This window comes from Nitratidesulfovibrio termitidis HI1 (genome assembly GCF_000504305.1).
GTDB classification, from domain to species: Bacteria; Desulfobacterota; Desulfovibrionia; order Desulfovibrionales; family Desulfovibrionaceae; genus Cupidesulfovibrio; species Cupidesulfovibrio termitidis.
The window spans coordinates 1,870,215-1,887,344 of the sequence record NZ_KI632512.1 but is presented as its reverse complement, the minus strand read 5'-3'; the positions used below and the strand labels follow the sequence as shown (position 1 = coordinate 1,887,344).

At 67.3% G+C, this 17,130-nt stretch carries 13 protein-coding genes; all 13 read right to left on the bottom strand.

Translation table 11 applies throughout. From position 1 onward, the window contains the following. Positions 1-206: 206 nt before the first annotated feature. Positions 207-1,061, bottom strand: a complete 855-nt coding sequence (locus DESTE_RS07725; RefSeq protein WP_035066602.1) for a hypothetical protein — start codon at positions 1,059-1,061, stop codon at positions 207-209. After that, the gene (locus tag DESTE_RS07720) at positions 1,058-2,356 is read right to left on the bottom strand and encodes a L,D-transpeptidase family protein (RefSeq protein WP_035066600.1); all 1,299 of its coding nucleotides are present in this window, start codon (positions 2,354-2,356) and stop codon (positions 1,058-1,060) included. The genes DESTE_RS07725 and DESTE_RS07720 overlap by 4 nt, the downstream gene beginning before the upstream one ends. Before the next feature lie 222 nt (positions 2,357-2,578). Next, positions 2,579-3,139, bottom strand: a complete 561-nt coding sequence (pyrE, locus tag DESTE_RS07715) for an orotate phosphoribosyltransferase (protein WP_035066598.1) — start codon at positions 3,137-3,139, stop codon at positions 2,579-2,581. A 178-nt stretch (positions 3,140-3,317) separates the two neighbouring features. Beyond that, positions 3,318-4,616 carry an adenylosuccinate lyase gene (gene purB, locus DESTE_RS07710; RefSeq protein WP_035066596.1) on the bottom strand — a complete coding sequence of 433 codons (1,299 nt, stop codon included), beginning with the start codon at positions 4,614-4,616 and terminating at the stop codon, positions 3,318-3,320. 260 nt (positions 4,617-4,876) lie between these two features. Then, positions 4,877-5,275, bottom strand: a complete 399-nt coding sequence (locus tag DESTE_RS07705) for an FmdB family zinc ribbon protein (RefSeq protein WP_035066594.1) — start codon at positions 5,273-5,275, stop codon at positions 4,877-4,879. Positions 5,276-5,861: 586 nt separating this feature from the next. Continuing rightward, complete coding sequence (larE, locus tag DESTE_RS07700) at positions 5,862-6,671, bottom strand: ATP-dependent sacrificial sulfur transferase LarE (RefSeq protein WP_051384370.1); 810 nt, start codon at positions 6,669-6,671, stop codon at positions 5,862-5,864. Positions 6,672-6,835: 164 nt separating this feature from the next. Further along, positions 6,836-8,008, bottom strand: coding sequence for a homocysteine biosynthesis protein (locus DESTE_RS07695; protein WP_035066592.1), 1,173 nt, complete (start codon positions 8,006-8,008; stop codon positions 6,836-6,838). Positions 8,009-8,161: 153 nt separating this feature from the next. Beyond that, entirely contained in the window at positions 8,162-9,526 is a 1,365-nt protein-coding gene (locus tag DESTE_RS07690; RefSeq protein WP_035066590.1) for a tetratricopeptide repeat protein, read from the bottom strand. Positions 9,527-9,831: 305 nt separating this feature from the next. Further along, entirely contained in the window at positions 9,832-10,581 is a 750-nt protein-coding gene (gpmA, locus tag DESTE_RS07685) for a 2,3-diphosphoglycerate-dependent phosphoglycerate mutase (RefSeq protein WP_035066587.1), read from the bottom strand. A 97-nt stretch (positions 10,582-10,678) separates the two neighbouring features. Then, positions 10,679-12,142 carry a sigma-54-dependent transcriptional regulator gene (locus DESTE_RS07680; protein ID WP_035066583.1) on the bottom strand — a complete coding sequence of 488 codons (1,464 nt, stop codon included), beginning with the start codon at positions 12,140-12,142 and terminating at the stop codon, positions 10,679-10,681. A gap of 33 nt (positions 12,143-12,175) precedes the next feature. Beyond that, positions 12,176-13,648 (bottom strand): HD domain-containing phosphohydrolase, encoded by a 1,473-nt coding sequence (locus DESTE_RS07675; RefSeq protein ID WP_035066581.1) that lies wholly within the window; start codon positions 13,646-13,648, stop codon positions 12,176-12,178. A gap of 61 nt (positions 13,649-13,709) precedes the next feature. Further along, entirely contained in the window at positions 13,710-14,642 is a 933-nt protein-coding gene (locus DESTE_RS07670) for a TIGR01777 family oxidoreductase (protein WP_035066579.1), read from the bottom strand. A gap of 92 nt (positions 14,643-14,734) precedes the next feature. Further along, the gene (locus tag DESTE_RS07665; RefSeq protein WP_156925290.1) at positions 14,735-17,125 is read right to left on the bottom strand and encodes a sensor histidine kinase; all 2,391 of its coding nucleotides are present in this window, start codon (positions 17,123-17,125) and stop codon (positions 14,735-14,737) included. Between the last annotated feature and the right edge of the window lie 5 nt (positions 17,126-17,130).

The window sequence follows — 17,130 nt, the reverse complement described above, 5'->3', positions numbered from 1 at the left end:
GCAGTGGGTACGGAAGACCGCGGAAGACGCGGCGGAGATGCAACGGAAGATGCGTGGCTGGCAGGGGAGCAGGCGGCGCAGGCTGCCCGAAAATGTGAATGGCCGCCAACGGGGCGGCCCACAGGAACGGAGGTGCGCGGAAAGGGAGGTGGCTGCGGCTGACGCGTCCGTACCGGGCACACGGCGCAAAGCACTGGGGCTGCGGCCTACTTCTCCGGTGCGGGCACGGGGAACTGCTCGCGGTAGATGATCCGGCTTTCGGCTTCCAGTTCCACCACCAGGGTCTGTACATCGGCGGGGGCCACGCCTTCGGGCAGCGGCGCGGACGTCACCATCTTCTTGAAGCGGGATATCTGGAAACGGATGGTGTCCGGGTCTACCTTCAGGGGCAGGATGCGTCCGTCAGTGGTCTGCACGGACAGTACCGCCTGCCCGGTCAGTTGCTTCTTGGGGTCGGGGTTGATCAGGTCGAAGCTGATGCGCAGTCGCTTGCCCGAGCCATGGCGCACGGTCACGTTGTCCACGCGGGCCTCGCCGGTGCTCAGGGCCTCGCGCGCCTCGCCGGGGGAGTCGGCCACGGCGGCGGCCACGGCCTGGCTGGCCGCGTCGGGCACGCGCGCGTCGGTTCCGTTGGCATCCGTGGCTTCGGCGGAAGGCTGACTGGCGGTCTGGCCAGTCCCCGCCACCACTCCGTCGCCCGCCCCGTTGGCGTCAGACGGGCTTGCGGGAGCCGGGGCCGGGGGCGAGGCCAGGGCCGCGCTGCCCAGCAGGGCGCGCAGTTCCTCGGGGTCGCTGTTGCGCAGCAGCGATTCCAGATTGGAAAGCCGCTCCAGTTCCACCCGCGCTTCCTTCAACTCGCGGTCCAGGGACTGGTTCTGGTTCACCAGCGCCCGGTTGGCCTGCCAGAACGAGAAACCGGCCCACACCCCGAAAGAGGCCAGCAGCGGCAGCAGCACCAGCGAAATGGTGAGCAGCCGCAGGGCCAGGGGGCTCACGCGCAGGCGACGCACGCGGCAGTCGTCGCGCATGAGCAGCAGGCTGTATTTATCGTCGGTCATCATCGGGCGGCGGGGCTCCACTCTTCCTTGACGATTTCCCAGCCCTGTCCGACCTGGCGCAGCAGCAGGGTCTTCACGCCCCGGTCGGAATAGCCGGTGGCGTCACGGTAGTCCTGGGTCATGTCGGCGCGTACGCCTCCAGCCACGGCCTCTATGCGCAGGCCCTTCAACTGGACCTTGGCGGGCTTGGCCTTGCGCCACAGTTCCTGCTTCTGCTGGCGGATGGACGCGGCGCCCTTGCGCGGGGCCTGTTCGGCGTCACCCGCGTAGCAGGCGATGTAGTTCTTCACGTCGCCGCGTTCCCATGCCTTGCGCCATTTTTCGACAAAGGCGGTAACCTGGGGCGATACCGTTTCGAGGTAGTTGGCTTCCATGCCCACGTCGGCGGGCACCCATTCCATGCCCACGATGCGGTATTCACCCTTCTTGTCGGACTGCCAGTACAGGCGGCGGATGCCCTCGGTGGTCATGTTGGGGGCGCGGTAGTACTGGTTGAACCAGGTCACCCAGTAGCCGGGGCCCTGCATCACCTGCACGTCGGAGATGGAAGTCTGTATCCACGCCAGTTGCTTGAACAGGCGCTCCTTCTGGTTGCGGAACGCGGCAAACGATTCGTCCTGCGCGGCGGTGTAGGCATCGGCATCGTAATAGTCGAACATGGCGGGCGAGCGGGAGCCCCACGCCTTTGCCCAGCCCTTGACCTTGTCTTCCAGCTTGCGCGCGGTGGCCTTGTCTTCCTTGGGGGGGGACGCATCGGTGCCCACGTCGCCGGCCACGGCCACGGGAGTGCCGGGCACGAACAGCTTGCCCGCCTTGTCGATGTCGGCCCGGTTCAGGGCTATGCAGCCCTTGGTCTCGCGCGGGACGATGTCGTGCCCCTTGCTGTGGATCCAGATGCCGGAACCGGTCTTGCGGCGCAGCTTGTCCACGGGGTTGGGGTAGTTCAGGGTGTAGGCGATGCCGCCGTACATTTCCATGTCCAGCCCGGCGGACAGCTTGCCCACCACGAAGTAGATGCCCTCTGGGGTCTTCAGGTCGCCCGCGGTCTGCTTGTCGCCCGTGGCCTGCCCGGTGGTGCAGACATAACTGGCGGCCAGCTTGAGCGGGCTGTGGCGTTCGTAGATGTGCAGCTTCTGGTCTTCCTTGTCCACGGCCACCAGGCGGCGGGGCGTGCCCGCGTCGTCCGGGATGCGCACATGCCATCCGTCGGCGGCGGCGGAAAGGGGACAGAAAAGGGAAAGCAGCAGGGCAGCGGCAGGCAGCAGGCGGTGAAGGGCGCGGGTGGTGCTTCGATGCATCTCGGTGCGCGGGCTGTGTACCCCCGCAGGGATACGGTGATCCGCCGAAACTGCGGATATGGAGCCTGTTCCCCATCATGTGACCGGCATGCGCCGGTGGGGGCTGGCCGCCTGGGCCTTGTGCCGCGGCAGCCGGTACAGCTGGCTCGTACCGGATTGGTCCCGTTGCGCGGACTAGCCGGATTGAGCGGACTGGCCGGATTGCCAGGGCCGGGGAACCGCCTAGGAACGCGCGGCGTCCACCAGTTCCTTGCGGGTAAAGATCGAAATCAGGTCGTACCCGGCATCCTTGATGGCCTGCCTGCCGCCTTCCTCGCGGTCCAGTACGGTGCATACCGCCACGATGCGCAGGCCGGCGGCCTCTACCCGTTCGCAAGCCTTTAACAGGGAACCGCCAGTGGTGACAACGTCTTCCAGCATGGCAACCGGATCTCCGGGGGCAAAATTGGCAAGGCCTTCCACGTACTGGTCGGTGCCGTGTCCCTTGGGCTGCTTGCGCACGATGAAGCCCGCCAGGGGGCGGCCCCGCTCGTGCGAGATGACCGTGGTGGCGGAAATCAGCGGGTCGGCGCCCAGGGTCATGCCGCCCACGCCCACCACCGGCACGTCGCGCAGCAGTTCGTTGAACAGCGAACCGATGAGCCACGAACCTTCGGCGTTCAGGGCTGTCTGCTTGCAGTCGAAGTAGTAGTCGCTCTTCCGGCCCGAAGTAAGGGTGAAATCACCCTCGCGGTATGATTTTTCCACAAGCAGGCGGGCCAGACGGGTGCGAAGGTCGTTCATGGGTATCCTTGCGATGGCGGGTGTCGCGGTTTCGTGGTCCGGTGCCCATTGCGTTATCCGGTGCGCCGTGCGTCCGCGCACCGGGCGGATGGGCCGCCCGGCATGCCTGTTGCGTCAGGGGGACCGGGGGGCACGTCCGGTGAGCGTCCGGTGAGCGTCCGGGGACGCCCGGTATGTCTCAGCTGCGGCCAAACACCCGCTGGAAGATCATGTTTTCGTGGCGCAGATAGTAGCCGGGATCAAACAGTTCATCAAGGACGGAGGGGGCAAGGCGCGCGGAGATGTCTGCGTCGGCCCGCACCATGTCCGGGAAGGGCTTTCTGGTTTCCCAGCTCTGCATGGCGCACCGCTGCACCATCACGTAGGCGTCCTGACGGCCCATGCCCGATTCCACCAGGGCCAGCAGTACGCGCTGCGAGTAGTACAGTCCGTACGAACCGGCCAGGTTGCGGTCCATGTTTTCGGGGATAACCCGCAGGTTGGACAACAGACCCGACAGGCGGTGCAGCACGTAGTCCATGAGAATGGTGGAGTCGGGCATGATCACCCGTTCCACCGAGGAATGGCTGATGTCGCGCTCGTGCCACAGGGCCATGTTTTCCATGGCGGCCAGCGAGTTGCTGCGGATCAGGCGCGACAGGCCGGTCATGTTTTCCGCCGAGATGGGGTTCTTCTTGTGCGGCATGGCCGACGAACCCTTCTGCCCCTTGGCGAAGCCTTCCTCGGCCTCCAGCACCTCGGTGCGCTGCAGGTGGCGCAGTTCCACGCACAGCCGTTCCACGCCGCCCGCGGCCAGCGCCAGCGAGGTGAAGAAATGGGCGTGCCGGTCGCGCTGGATGACCTGGGTGGAGATGGGGTCCACATTCAGCTTCAGGATTTCGCAGGCGATGGCCTCCACGCGGGGGTCGAGCATGGCGTAGGTGCCCACGGCGCCGGAAATCTTGCCCACGCGCACGCTTTCAAGCCCGTCGCGGAAGCGGGCCACGTGGCGCTGGAATTCGGCGTGGAAGCCCGCCATCTTCAGCCCGAAGCTGGTGGGTTCCGCGTGGATGCCGTGGGTGCGTCCCATGCACAGGCGACCCTTGTTGGCGAAGGCCAGGGTTTCCAGGGCTCCCAGCAGCCGTTCGAAGCCCTTCAGGATCAGTTCGCCAGCCTGGGCCAGCAGCAGGCCGTTGGCCGTGTCCACGATGTCCGACGAGGTGCAGCCCAGGTGGATGAACCGGGCCGAGGGGCCCACCTTTTCTTCCACTGCGGTGAGAAAGGCGATGACGTCGTGCCGGGTTTCCTGTTCGATTTCCAGGATGCGGTCCACGTCGAAGTCGGCCTTTTCGCGGATGGCGCGCATGTCCTCCGCGCCGATGACGCCCAGGCGGTGCCAGGCCTCGCACACGGCCAGTTCAACGTCGAGCCAGGCGCGGAAGCGGTTTTCGAGGGTCCAGATGCGGGCCATCTCGGGGCGGGAATAACGGTCGATCATCGTGGCTTCCTTGCTGGTGCAGTACGGGTGCGGTTGCATGGGCCGCCAGGGCGGCGTGGCTGACCGGCGGGGCCTGTATGCCGGAATTGTCGGGCCTGTACGCCCGGGTTTTCTGGCCGGTACGGCGCGGAGCGAGGCGCACCGTAATGCGCGCGGCCATGCGCGGAACCGGCGCGGCGTCGGGACTGGTCGCGAAAGGGGCAGCCTTGCGGACTGGACCAATCGTGAAAAGGGGCAGCCTTGCGGACTGCCCCTGTATGCTACGAGCCTGTGGCCGACGCGGCGGCGCAGCCGCCCGACGGGGCGGCCGAGGCACACTTGGCCGGGCTTGCGCCCGAAGTGGCGGTGCCGGACGACGCGGTGACAGTTCCGGAATCAGCGGAGCTGCTGGAACCGTTGGAGCCACCCGGGTCGTTGGACCCGGCGTCGCCGTTGCCGGAAGCTTCAGCCCCGGCGCCCGCATGCGAATCGGTGGACGAGCGGTTGCCGTAGTCGGTGACGTACCAGCCGCCGCCCTTGAGCACGAAGCTGGTGTTGGACACGATGCGGTCGGCGTGGCCACCGCACACCGGACAGGAGCGGGGGGCTTCGTCGAAGGTCTTCAGCCATTCCTCGAAGATCTGCTCGCAGTCGCTGCAACGATATTCGTAGATGGGCATGCTACCCTCCTTGCAGAACCTACGCGTGATGCACGAGCCTAAACAGCGTCGCACGCGTTGTCAAACGGGAAGGCCATGCGTTGGAGCACAAACGGCATGCACGACGGTGTGGCGCCGTGCGACAGACGGGGCGTGGTCACCGCCATGCCCGCTGCCGGGGTGCTGCATGCATGGCGAGGTATATGTTCCGTGTGGTGCATGAACTGCCCCGTGCCCCCGATGCATGCCGCATGCAGTGCGGCGCAAGGGTGCAGGCGTGTGGGGCGAACCGCCCCGCAGGAAGCACACGCGCCTCGGGCGACGTGCCACCGGGGGCACGTTGCGCGAAGCGCGGGGCGTTCTTGCGGCGGAACGAAAAACCTGGATGCCTTAGGACTTGGCGGCGGCCTTCGCTTCGCGCACGCGCTGCTTCAGGCGCTTTTCGCGGCGCTGACGGCGACGGTCCAGTTCTTTCTTGCGTTCGATCTTCTTGTGGGCCATGGGGGACTCCTCCGTGAAATCGCGTGAGATAAGAGGGACCACCTATCGCGAACCACGGGTTTTGTCCAGTGCTGCGTGACAGGCAAGGTGGAGGCATTGACCGGGGTCAGCGGTCGAAATAGCCGCTTACCGGTCCGTCCGCGTCGACGGTGGCATCGTCGAAGCCGTGCCGGGCCAGTAGCCGGAGCAGGACATCGCGCGCGGGGAGCCCCGCCGCATGTTCCGCCGCCGCGTGCCCGGGCCCGATTTGCAGGCGGGGCGGCCCGTCCGGCGCCAGCCGCAGGCGGAAGTCCCACAGGCCAAGGTCTTCCAGTTCGCCTTCGGCGGCGGCAAGGCGGGCCAGGGTGTCTGCGTCGGGTCGCATGCCGTATGCCAGCCGGGTCAGCAGGCAGGGGCGGGCCGCCTGGTCCGGCCTGTCCATGCCGGTGCGCGCGGCCAATTCGCGGATGTCTGCCTTGGCAAGGCCCGCCTCGGCCAGCGGCGAGCGGATGGACAGTTCGCGCAGGGCGCGCAGGCCGGGGCGGTGGGCGGTCAGGTCGTCGGCGTTGGTGCCGTCGCACAGGGGCAGGGGGGCTGCCGCGGCGAGCAGCGTGGTGAAGGCGGCGTGCTTGCAGTGGTAGCAGCGTTCGCGGTCGCCCGCCGCGATGGCCGGGATGGACAGGGGATTCAGCGGCACGGTGACGAAGGTTGCCCCGCGCGCGGTGGCCCAGCGGCGTGCTTCTGCCGTTTCGCGGGGGGGCATGTGCGGGCCGGTGATGTGCAGGGCGGTGACGCGGCAGCCTGCCAGCAGGGCGGCGTGGGTCAGGAAGCGGCTGTCCAGCCCGCCGGACAGGGCCACCGCCAGTTCCGGCATGGTGGCCAGCAGGTCCCGCAGGGCAGGGGGCAGGGCGTTGGGGGGCGTGTTGGTGGTGCTCATGGTGTGTGCCTGGGGGCGGATAGGATGGCTTGGGCAAGGCAAAAGGTAGTGCTTCCACGCCCCGCGGCAAGCCCTTGCCAGGCCGAAAGACGAAACCCGCCGGGTGCGCGTTGTCTGCGCGCCCGGCGGGTCGTTCAGTGCATGTTCGTGGCTGGAGGGAATCCCTACGCCGAGGGAAGCAGTTCCACCGGCTCGCTGAGCAGGAATTCGCCCTTTTCGATCCACGACTTCAGCGTGTTGGCCACTTCCAGCGACAGCGGGTAGCTGGTCATGGGCACGGTTTCCACCTTCTTGCCCATGATTTCCACCTCGCCGCTCTTCAAGTCTTCGTAGGTCACGTGCTGGATGACCCGCGGCAGGCAGTTGGGGTAGTCGTGCCCGTAATCCTTGACCGGCATCTGGATGTCGCTGTCGTCCACGCCGGTGAACCAGGCGATTTCCTCGTTCAGGACGGGAATGGGAATGCCCACGCCCACCGCCAGCGAGCAGCCGTAGCCCAGGAAGGACAGGCCGCGCAGGTAGCGCGGGTTCATGCCCTTCAGATCGCCCTTCAGCATCAGGGTGCCTGCCGGAGAGAGCGGCAGCCCGCGTTCGGTGCGCTTGGGCGCGGCCACGTGCTGGGTGCCCGCCCCGATGACGTACCCCTTGCCGCCGCCCAGGAATATCCGGGTGCCAAGGCCGATGGTGCGGAACAGCGGGTCGTTGAACAGCGGCGAGATGCGGCCCGCCGTGGCGAAGTTGACGTTGCGCAGGTTGGGCTTCAGCGGGCCCATGTACGTGTAGATGATGCGGCTCGTCAGGTTCACGGCCGCGTTGTAGTTCTGGTAGCAGTTGCGCGGGTTCAGCAGGTGCGCGTAGGGCAGCTCGGACAGGGTGATCTTCTTGTCCAGCGACTTGCGCGGGTAACAGTCGGTGCCGTAGGCCTCTGCCCGCAGATGCACGGACTTGCCGCGCACCAGGTCTTCGATGACATGCCCGCCGCCGTACTTGAACCGACCGGGGTAGACCTTGTTCAGGGGGTCGTCCTCGGTGGGTTCGGTGGCGCCCAGGTAGGAATCCACGGCGGCAAGCCCCGCGTAGGCGGGCACGTCGTTCATCCAGACCCTGGAGGTCTTGAGGGTGGGCGGATCCTGCTGGCCGATGTTGAAGAGCAGGCCGGAGGAGCACATGGGCGAGAAGGTCCCGGTGGTGACAACGTCGATTTCGCGGGCGGCCTTTTCCTTGCCCATTCGACGGACGGCCTCGGTCATCTCCTCGGCATTCAGCACCACGGCCTTGCCCTGGCGAATGCGTTCGTTGATTTCCGCGATCGTCTTGTTCACCTTGAAACTCGCCATCTTGCTATCCTCCGTTGGTGGCGCGAGCGCCGTTTCATTACATCAGGATATCAGCATATGGAAAAACAGTCCGGATTGCAACCCGCAAAAAGGGGGACCTTTGCAGGCCCCCCGAAAAACGCTGGATCCATCGGCGGATAGAGCGGAAATTCTTCAGGATGACGACCCCAATCGTTCCAGGGCCTGCCGTGCGAGGTCGAAATCCGGATCCAGTTCCAACGCCACCTTCAGGCAGCGCTCTGCATAGTCACGCCCGCCCGCCCGCATGAACACCAGGCCCATGTTGAAGGCAATGGTCTTGTCGCGCTGGGGCAGTTCGGGATTGATGGTCATGGCTTTCAACATGTTGGACCGCGCATCGCGGAATTCCTTGCCTTCGGCGAAGGCCATGGACATGTTGTAGTACAGGTTTTCGTCGTCCGGCGCGATGCGCAGGGCCTTCTGGTATTCTATGGTGGCGTCGCGCCACTTGCCCTGCTTGCGCAGGGCGATGCCCAGGCGGTTGAAGGTGCCGAGGTCCCCCCGGTCCAGCATGTCGCCCTTGGCGTCCAGGGCCTTGCGCAGAAAGCGTTCGGCCCGTTCCGGGTCGCGTTCGCTGTAGATGGTGGCGATGCGTTCGGAAATGTCGCCGATGTAGGCCATGGCCTCGCGGGTGGCCTGGGTGACGGCCAGTTCGAAGAGCTCCTCGGCCTTTTCCTGGTTGCCCATCTCCACGTGGATCTCGCCCATGTCCACCTTGCGCTCCACGTTGAGGGGCGAAAGGCGGTCCAGCCGTTCCAGATAGCCCAGTTGGGCCTCGTTGTCGCCGATCAGCTTGTTCAGGTCGGCCAGCTTCTTCAGCGGCTCCAGGTACAGGTCGGCGTTGCGGCTGGCTTCTTCGAAGCATTCGCGGGCGCGGTCCATCTTGCCCAGCGCCTGGTAGGCGTCACCCATGACCAGCAGCCCTGCGGCGCTGTTGGGCTTCAGTTCCAGTATCTTGCGGCAGACCTTCAGCGCGCTTTCGTGCGAGCCCTGTTGCACCATGGCCCGCGCCGTGTCGATGAGCTGGCCCAGCTTGCCCTGCGGCTTGATGGTGAAGGCGATCTTTTCGATCAGCGTGTTCACCGAAATGGGCTTGCTGATGAAGTTGTCCGCGCCGATTTCATGCAGCAGCACCAGCCGTTGCCGCTCCGTCTCGCCGGTGAGGATGATGATCTTCACGTCCGAGTATGCATTCTTGACCTGCCGGACAAGAATGCCGGTGTCGCGGCCTTCCAGCATGCGCTCCATGAACACCAGCACGTTCTTCTTGCGCATGGAGACATCACGGATGGACTTGATGATGTAGTCGGTGTTGGTGACCACCGAAAGGGCGTCCGTGGCGATGGCGAGATGTTTGGCAACCGTGTTGCGCAACAGGGAAATGAAGTTCTGGTCGTCGCTCACGACAAGAAAGTAGCCTTTTTTTTCGCTGATGAACTCGACGACGGTACCTTCGTACTGCTTTTGCTTGAGCTTCAGGTTGATGTTGCTCGCCATGCTTGCTCCTTGCGGCACGCTTCCCCCCCGCAGAGGACGCTGGCCTGTGAGTGTGTCGTCCGTGCCGGGCACGGTGTGGAACGGTAGGTACGCGCTCCGGGCTTGTCAATGTAAGCAGCGGTTGACAAGCCCGCGGATCCGTCTCGATCGCTCCGGCAGGCTGCTCCGCCCGCAATCCTAGCATGGGTCGCATGACGTGGCGAGCCGTGCGCGTTCGCTCCTCGTCTCTCGGTATCCCGTGGCCGCAGCCCCCCCCCGATCCGCAGGCATTTCCCCTGGTGAAGGCCGTGACGCCACGCCGCCGGTTATTTCCGCGCCGCGCCCTGTGCCGCCACGGCCTTGGCCTTGGCCTCGGCAACCGCCGGGTCGCCAAGATACCGATGGCCCAGCGGGCGCAGGTTGGCGTCCAGGGTGTAGACCAGCGGCAGCCCGGTGGGGATGTTCAGCTTGGTGACCGCTTCCTGGGTCATCCCGTCCAGATGCATGACCAGGGCGCGCAGGCTGTTGCCGTGGGCCGCCACCAGCACCCGCTGCCCGGACAGCACCTGCGGCGCGATGACGTCGTGCCAGTAGGGCAGTACGCGGGCCACGGTTTCCTTCAGGCTTTCGCTGGCGGGCAGCACGTCGGGCGCAAGGCCCGCATAGCGGGCATCCCCGGCGGGGTTGCGCGGGTCGTCTGCCGGCAGGGGCGGTGGCGGGGTGTCGTAGCTGCGCCGCCATTCGAACACCTGCTCCTCGCCGAAGCGGGCGGCGGTTTCCGCCTTGTCCAGCCCTTGCAGGCCGCCGTAGTGGCGTTCGTTGAGCCGCCAGTGCTTGTGCACCGGCAGCCAGGACAGCCCCATTTCGTGCTGGACGATGTACAGGGTGCGGATGGCCCGGGTCAGCACCGAGGTGTGGCAGATGTCGAAGGTCAGCCCCTCGTCCGCCAGCAGGCGGGCGGCGTCGCGCGCCTCCTGTTCGCCCGCGGGCGAAAGGTCCACGTCGGTCCAGCCGGTGAAGCGGTTTTCCAGGTTCCACGCGCTTTGCCCGTGACGCAGAAGTACCAGCGTATGCATGCTCCCTCCCGTCGGCCCGCTTGGGTTTCCGTTTGCCGCCGTTGCCCCTGCCCGTGGCGGCGACTGGCCGGTCGGCAGTCGGTGGGCGGCCTGGCGGTCAGTCGGCCGTCTGGATGTTGTATCCTTTCAGCTTGCGGTACAGATGGCTGCGCTCGATGCCAACGGCCTCGGCCAGCCGGGTGACGTTGCCGCCGCACTCCGCAAGGCGCGCGGCAAGGTACTGCGCCTCGAAGGCGGCGCGGGCCGCCTTCAGGTCCATGCCGGGAGCCAGCAGCGCGGCCATGTCGGCCAGGTGGTCCGGGTGCGCCGGGTCCGGCTCGGAACCATGGCCCATGTCGGCCCCGGCTCCGTAAGTGGCCCTTGCCCCCGCCCCAGCGCCTTCGATGGCGTTCGTGCGCAGGAATTCCGGCGGCAGCATGGCCCGCGTCACTTCCAGCCCCGCATGCAGGATGAGCATGCGCTCCACGAAGTTGCGCAACTCGCGCACGTTGCCGGGCCACGGGTACCGGGCCAGCGCCTCGTGCGCGTCGGGGGCGAAGGTGGCCGGGCGCACGCCGTAATCGCGGGCCAGGCGCTGCGCGAACAGGTCGAGCAGCAGGGGCACGTCGCCCTCGCGTTCGCGCAGGGGGGGCAGCACCAACGGGAACACCCGCAGCCGGTAGTACAGGTCTTCCCGGAAGGTTCCGGCGGCGATCTCGTCCTCGAGGTTCTTGTTGGTGGCGGCGATGACGCGCACGTCCACGCGCATGGTGCGGTGCCCGCCCACCCGCTCGAACTGCTGTTCCTGCAATATGCGCAGTATCTTGGCCTGGGTCTTCAGGCTCATGTCGCCGATTTCGTCCAGAAACAGCGTGCCCTTGTGGGCCATTTCGAACTTGCCCGCCTTGGCCGAATCCGCCCCGGTGAAGGCGCCCTTTTCATGCCCGAACAGTTCGCTTTCGATGAGTTCTTCCGGGATGGCCGCGCAGTTCACCGCCACCAGGGGCCGGTCGGCCCGGCGGCTGCCCGCGTGGATGGCCCGCGCCGCCAGTTCCTTGCCGGTGCCGTTTTCTCCGGTGATCAGCACCCAGGCGTCGGTGGGGGCCACCCGCGCGATCTGGCCGCGCAGGGCCTCCATCACCGGCGAGCGGCCGTTCATCTCGTCGGCGTGGGCCGTGGGCAGGCTGTCGCGCAGGGCCTCGTTCTCGCGGCGCAAGTCGCCGTATTCCAGGGCCCGCTGCGCGGCGATGAGCACCTTTTCCAGCGACAGGGGCTTTTCGATGAAGTCGTGCGCGCCCTTGCGGATGGCGCTGACCGCCGTTTCGATGGTGCCATGGCCGGAGATCATGATCACCGGCAGGCCGGGCCGCTGGGCGTGCAACTGGTCCAGCACGGCCAGCCCGTCCATGCCGGGCATCCAGATATCCAGGAACACCAGGTCGGGGGTTTCGCGGGCCAGCAGGGCAAGGCCATCCTCGCCGCTGGGGGCCTCGAGCACCTCGAAGCCTTCGTCTTCGAGAATGCCGCGCAGGGAGAAGCGGATGCCGTCTTCGTCGTCGATGATCAGGATGCGGGCGTGCATGGCGTGTCCGGTTGCGGGTGCGGAAAGGGGTGGTCAGGAAAGAATGAAGCCGTCGTGGAACAGGCTGACGCACACGTCCACCATGGTGCGGTCGTACCGCGTGCCGCGCCCGGTCGCAATCTCCGCCAGGGCCGGGCCCAGCCCCAGCGAGGCGCGGTAGGGCCGGTGCGAGGACATGGCCTCCACCACGTCGGCCACGGCCAGAATGCGCGCCTCTGGCAGGATGTCGTCGCCCGAAAGGCCGTGGGGGTAGCCGGAGCCGTCCAGCCGTTCGTGGTGTTGCAGCACGATCTGCGCCACCGGCCAGGGGAACTCGATTTCCTTCAGGATGTCGTAGCCCACCTGGCTGTGGGTGCGCATGATGCCCATTTCCAGGTCGGACAGGCGGGTGGGCTTGGCCAGTATTTCCGCAGGGATGTGAATTTTTCCGATGTCGTGCAGCATGCCCGCCACGCGCAGCCCCTCCAGCCGTTCGCCGGGAAGGCCCACCCGCACGGCCATGGCGTGGGCCAGTTCCGCCACCCGCGCCTGATGGCCCGCCGTGTACGGGTCGCGCTTTTCCGAGGCGGTGGCCAGGGCGGAAACGGTCTGGCGCAGGGTGCGGCGCAAATTCTCCACGCTGTGGCGCAGGGCCTCTTCCGATTGGCGGCGTTCGGTGATGTCGCGGAACACCAGTACCGTGCCCACCCGGCGGCCATCCGGGTCGGCCAGGGGCGAGGCGCTCATTTCGATGGGCTGCGCGCGCCCGTCGGGGCCGTGCACGAAGGCGTCGGCCATGGCCGTCGCACCCGTGGGCGGCGATTGCGCGGCCATGGCGGGCCCCTTCCAGGAGAGCGGGGTGACGGGCGAGGCATGCAGACTGGCGCCTGCACCCACGCCCGGTGGCGATTGCGCGGGCTGGGCCAGCAGATCGTTGGGGTCTTGCAGGCGGTGGCCGTTGCCGCCGGGCCGGATGTCCACGTGCTCCGCGAAATGGCGGTCGATGCAGGTGTGGTGGTCGGCGCCGGTCATGGCCTCGGCGCTGGCATTGATGTAGGTGATGCGGCCGTGGCGGTCCACGGTGAGCACCGCGTCGGCGATGGAGCGCAGGGTGGTGGCGAACCAGCGTTCCTTGCGCCGGGTTTCGTGGTCCATCTGGTGCTTGTACAGCGCCATCTCGATGGACGTGCGCAGGTCGCGATCCTCGAAGGGCTTCAGCAGGTAGCCGAACGGCTCCGTGATCTTGGCGCGTTGCAGGGTTTCCGGGTCTTCGTGCGCGGTCATGTAGATGACGGGCACGGCATGCAGGGCCAGGATGCGCGAGGCGGCATCGATGCCGTCCATGCCCTCGCCGAGCACGATGTCCATCAGCACCAGATCAGGCTTTTCGTTCCGGGCCGTTTCCACGGCCATCTCGCCGCTGGCGGCCAGCACCGGTTCGCCGTAGCCGAGCGATCGCAGCCTGCGGCGCATGTCCAGCGCCGAAACGGCCTCGTCCTCGACCAGCAGTATCTTGCAGTATGCCATGCCCGCTCCGGAACTGTGGAATGTCGTGTTGCGCGCCGGGGGTAGCGCCGGCGCATATGCGTCAGACGGCCAGCAGGTCCGCCAGCGCCGCGCGCAGCGTGGGGAACCGGAAGGCGTAGCCGGAGTCGGCCAGACGCTCCGGCGGGGCCACCTGGCCCGCCAGCAGGGCCTCTTTCGCCAGTTCGCCCAGGGCCAGGCGCAGGGCAAAGGCGGGGGCGGGCGGCGCGGGCAGCCAGGTCGGCCGCCCCACTGCGCGGTTCAGTTCCGCCGTGAACCCGGCGTTGTCCACGGCCTGCGGCGCGGCGAGGTTGTACGGGCCGGAGCAGGACGGGGTATCCAGCAGGTGCAGGATGGCCCCGACCTCATCCGCCAGATGTATCCACGGGAACGGCTGTCTGCCGCTGCCCAGCGGACCGCCCAGCCAGGCCCTGAACGCGGGCAGCATGCGCGCCAGCGCGCCCCCGGCCCCCAGCACCACGCCGCTGCGGATGATGCAGCGCCGTACGCCCATGGCCTGTGCCGGGGCGGACGAGGCCTCCCATCGGGCGCAGGTTTCCGCCAGAAACCCGGCCCCCGGCGGGTCGCCTTCGCCGCAGCGGGGAGCGGCGGCCATGTCGGGCCAGGCGCCATAATATCCCACTGCCGAGGCCTGTACCAGCACCGCCGGAAGCCCGGCGCCGTTCATGGCGCCCAGCGCCGCGGCCACGGCCTGTCCGGCCGCCACGCGGCTGTCCACTATGCGTGCCTTGCGCTGCGGCGTCCAGCGGCCAGCGGCGATGTTCTCTCCCAGCAGATTGACCACCGCCTGCGCGCCTTCCAGCAGGCGGGCCAGCGGTTCCGGGTCGCGCCCGTTCCATGTTGCGGTGACGACGCCCCGAGCGCTGGCGGGGCGCGGGTCGCGCGAGGGCACGGTAACCGTATCGCCCCGCGCCAGCAGGGCGCGGGCGAGGGCCGAACCGATGAAGCCCGTGCCGCCAAGGATGACGACGTGCATGCGGAAACTCCCGTGGCGTGTGCCGGGACGGCGGGGAAACGGGTCGCGCCCGCGCACCATGCGCGGCGCGCGGAGCACCGGTATACGTTCCCTTATGCCACAGGAAGCTCGACGGTGACAACGGTGCCGGAATTGCCGGGGGTGCGCTGCGCGGGGGACGCGTCGGGCGTATCGGGCGTGTCGTGCCCTGTCGGCGCATCCTGTCCTTCCGGCACACGGGGCGCGGCATGGGCGCGCACGTAGCCGCGATGGTCCGACACCACGGATTTCACGATGGTCAGCCCAAGGCCCGTGCCGCCCCTCTTGCGCGAAAAGTAGGGCTCGAACAGGCGCGATCGTTCTTCCGGCGTCAGGCCGGGACCGTTGTCGGCCACGTCCACCCGCACCAGGTTCAGGGCCGTGTTGTGCACGGCGGTGATGGTCACCGCGCCGCCTTCGCGGCCTTGCAGCACTTCCGCCGCGTTGGTCAGGATGTTCAGGAAGGCCCGGTGCAGCGCTTCCTGGTCCATGGGCAGCACCGGCAGCGGCGCGGGGATGTCCAGCGTCCACTGGATGTTGCTGTGGCTGTTGCGGAACAGGGCGGTCAGTTCCTCCAGCAGCGGGGTAAGGTTGCCGGGCCGGGGGGTTACCTCCGGCAGCTTGGCGAAGGCCGAGAATTCTTCCACCATCTGTTGCAGGTGTTCCACCTGGCGCACGATGAGGTCGGTGCACTGGCCGAACACCGGGTCGCCCACGGCGCCGGCAAACTTGCGTTCCAGCCGCTGGGCGGAAAGCTTGATGGGGGTGAGCGGATTCTTGATCTCGTGGGCGATGCGCCGCGCCACCTCGCGCCAGGCGGCCATGCGCTGCATGCGCTCGAGTTCGGTGATGTCCTCGAACACGGCCACCGCGCCCCGGTACTCGCCCTCTGGCGTGGTCAGGCTGACGGAGGTGAGCAGCAGCTTCAGGGCGCGGTCGCCCTTGCCGTATTCCACCTGGCGCTGCCAGCGGCGGCCGGGGCGTGCGCGCACCTCGTCCAGCATTTCGCGGTTCATGGCCGCGTCTTCGTCGGAAAGGAATTCGCGCGGGTCGCGGCCCACGATGGAACCCGGCTCCACCCCGAACATGGCGCAGGCGGCGGCGTTGATGGTGGCCACCCGGTCGTCCGGGCCGAAAGAGACCACCCCCGCCGCGATGTTGTCGAGCACGGTGGCGATGTACCGGCTGCGTTCGCCGATCTCCACGTTCTGCAGGGCCAGCATCTCGTTGACGTCGGTGAGCCGGGTGCGGCTGACGGAAAGGTCTTCGGCCATGCGGTTGAACGAGCGCACCAGCAGGCCCAGTTCGTCGGTGGACGCGTCCTCCAGCCGGAAGGCCAGGTCGCCCCGTGCGATGCGCTCCGTCCCTTCGGCCAGGGCCAGAATGGGCGCGGTGAGTTCCTTGGACAGCCGGAAGCCGAACCAGATGGCCCCCAGGATGATCAGCACGCTGAGCACCGCGAGGATGAACAGGAACGAAACCTTCAGCGGCCTTTTCAGCGTTTTCAGCTTCTTGTAGTCGTCGAAGCCCTGGGCGATGCGCTCGAGCTTCAGCATCACCCCTTCGCCGATGGATTCGCCCACCACCAGATAGCCGGTGTTGCCGTTGTCCACTGCCAGCACGCCGAAGACGTAGTCGGCGCGCTCGCCCTTCCACAGCAGCGACACGTAGCGCTGTGCCGCCGCCTGGTCCCAGGCGATCCTGCGCCGTGCCTCCTTCCAGGTGGGGGCCAGGTCCGGCGGGGCGTGCCAGTTCTGTTCCACCTGGCCCGGGGTGACGACCCCGGCCAGCGACAGGCCGTATTCCTTGCGCTTGCGCTCCAGCAGGGCGTCCATGGCCTGGCCGCCCCAGGTCAGGTGGCGGTCGGTTATTTCCGCCACGATGGATTCGCCGCGCGCGCGCAGCCGGTCGGCAGAGGCGGTGTAGAAGCTGCGCCCCACGTCCAGGGCGCTGTCCAGCGAGATTTCCACCTGGTTGTTGAACCAGTAGTCCACCGAGGTGCCCACCACCCGGTTGGAGGCCAGGAACATGATCACCGTGGGCACCAGCGACAGGGCCATGAAGGCCAGCACCAGCCGGGTGCGCAGGTGCGATCCGAACACCCGGCGGCGGCGTTCGAGGATCAGCTTCACCCCGTTGCGCAGCACGATGAACAGCACCACCAGCAACAGGATGAAGTTGATGTTCATCAAGACGAGGAAGATGTAGGAATCGACGCCGAACAGGTTCAGTTCGACCCAGGTGGCCACCAGCATGCTCACCAGCACGCCCGCCGCCACGTAGATTTCGCGCTGGCGGCGCTTGCGTTCGCGCGAGTCGCTGGGGTTCACCCGGATGACGCGGGGAGCGTCCGGACCATCGTGCGGATTGTGCGGAACGGGGGTGCCGACAGGATCGTGCCCGTTCGGCTGTCCGTCTGGCGGGCGGCCAGAGGGCTGGTCGGGCGTAACGGTGCGGCGGGCCATGGGGA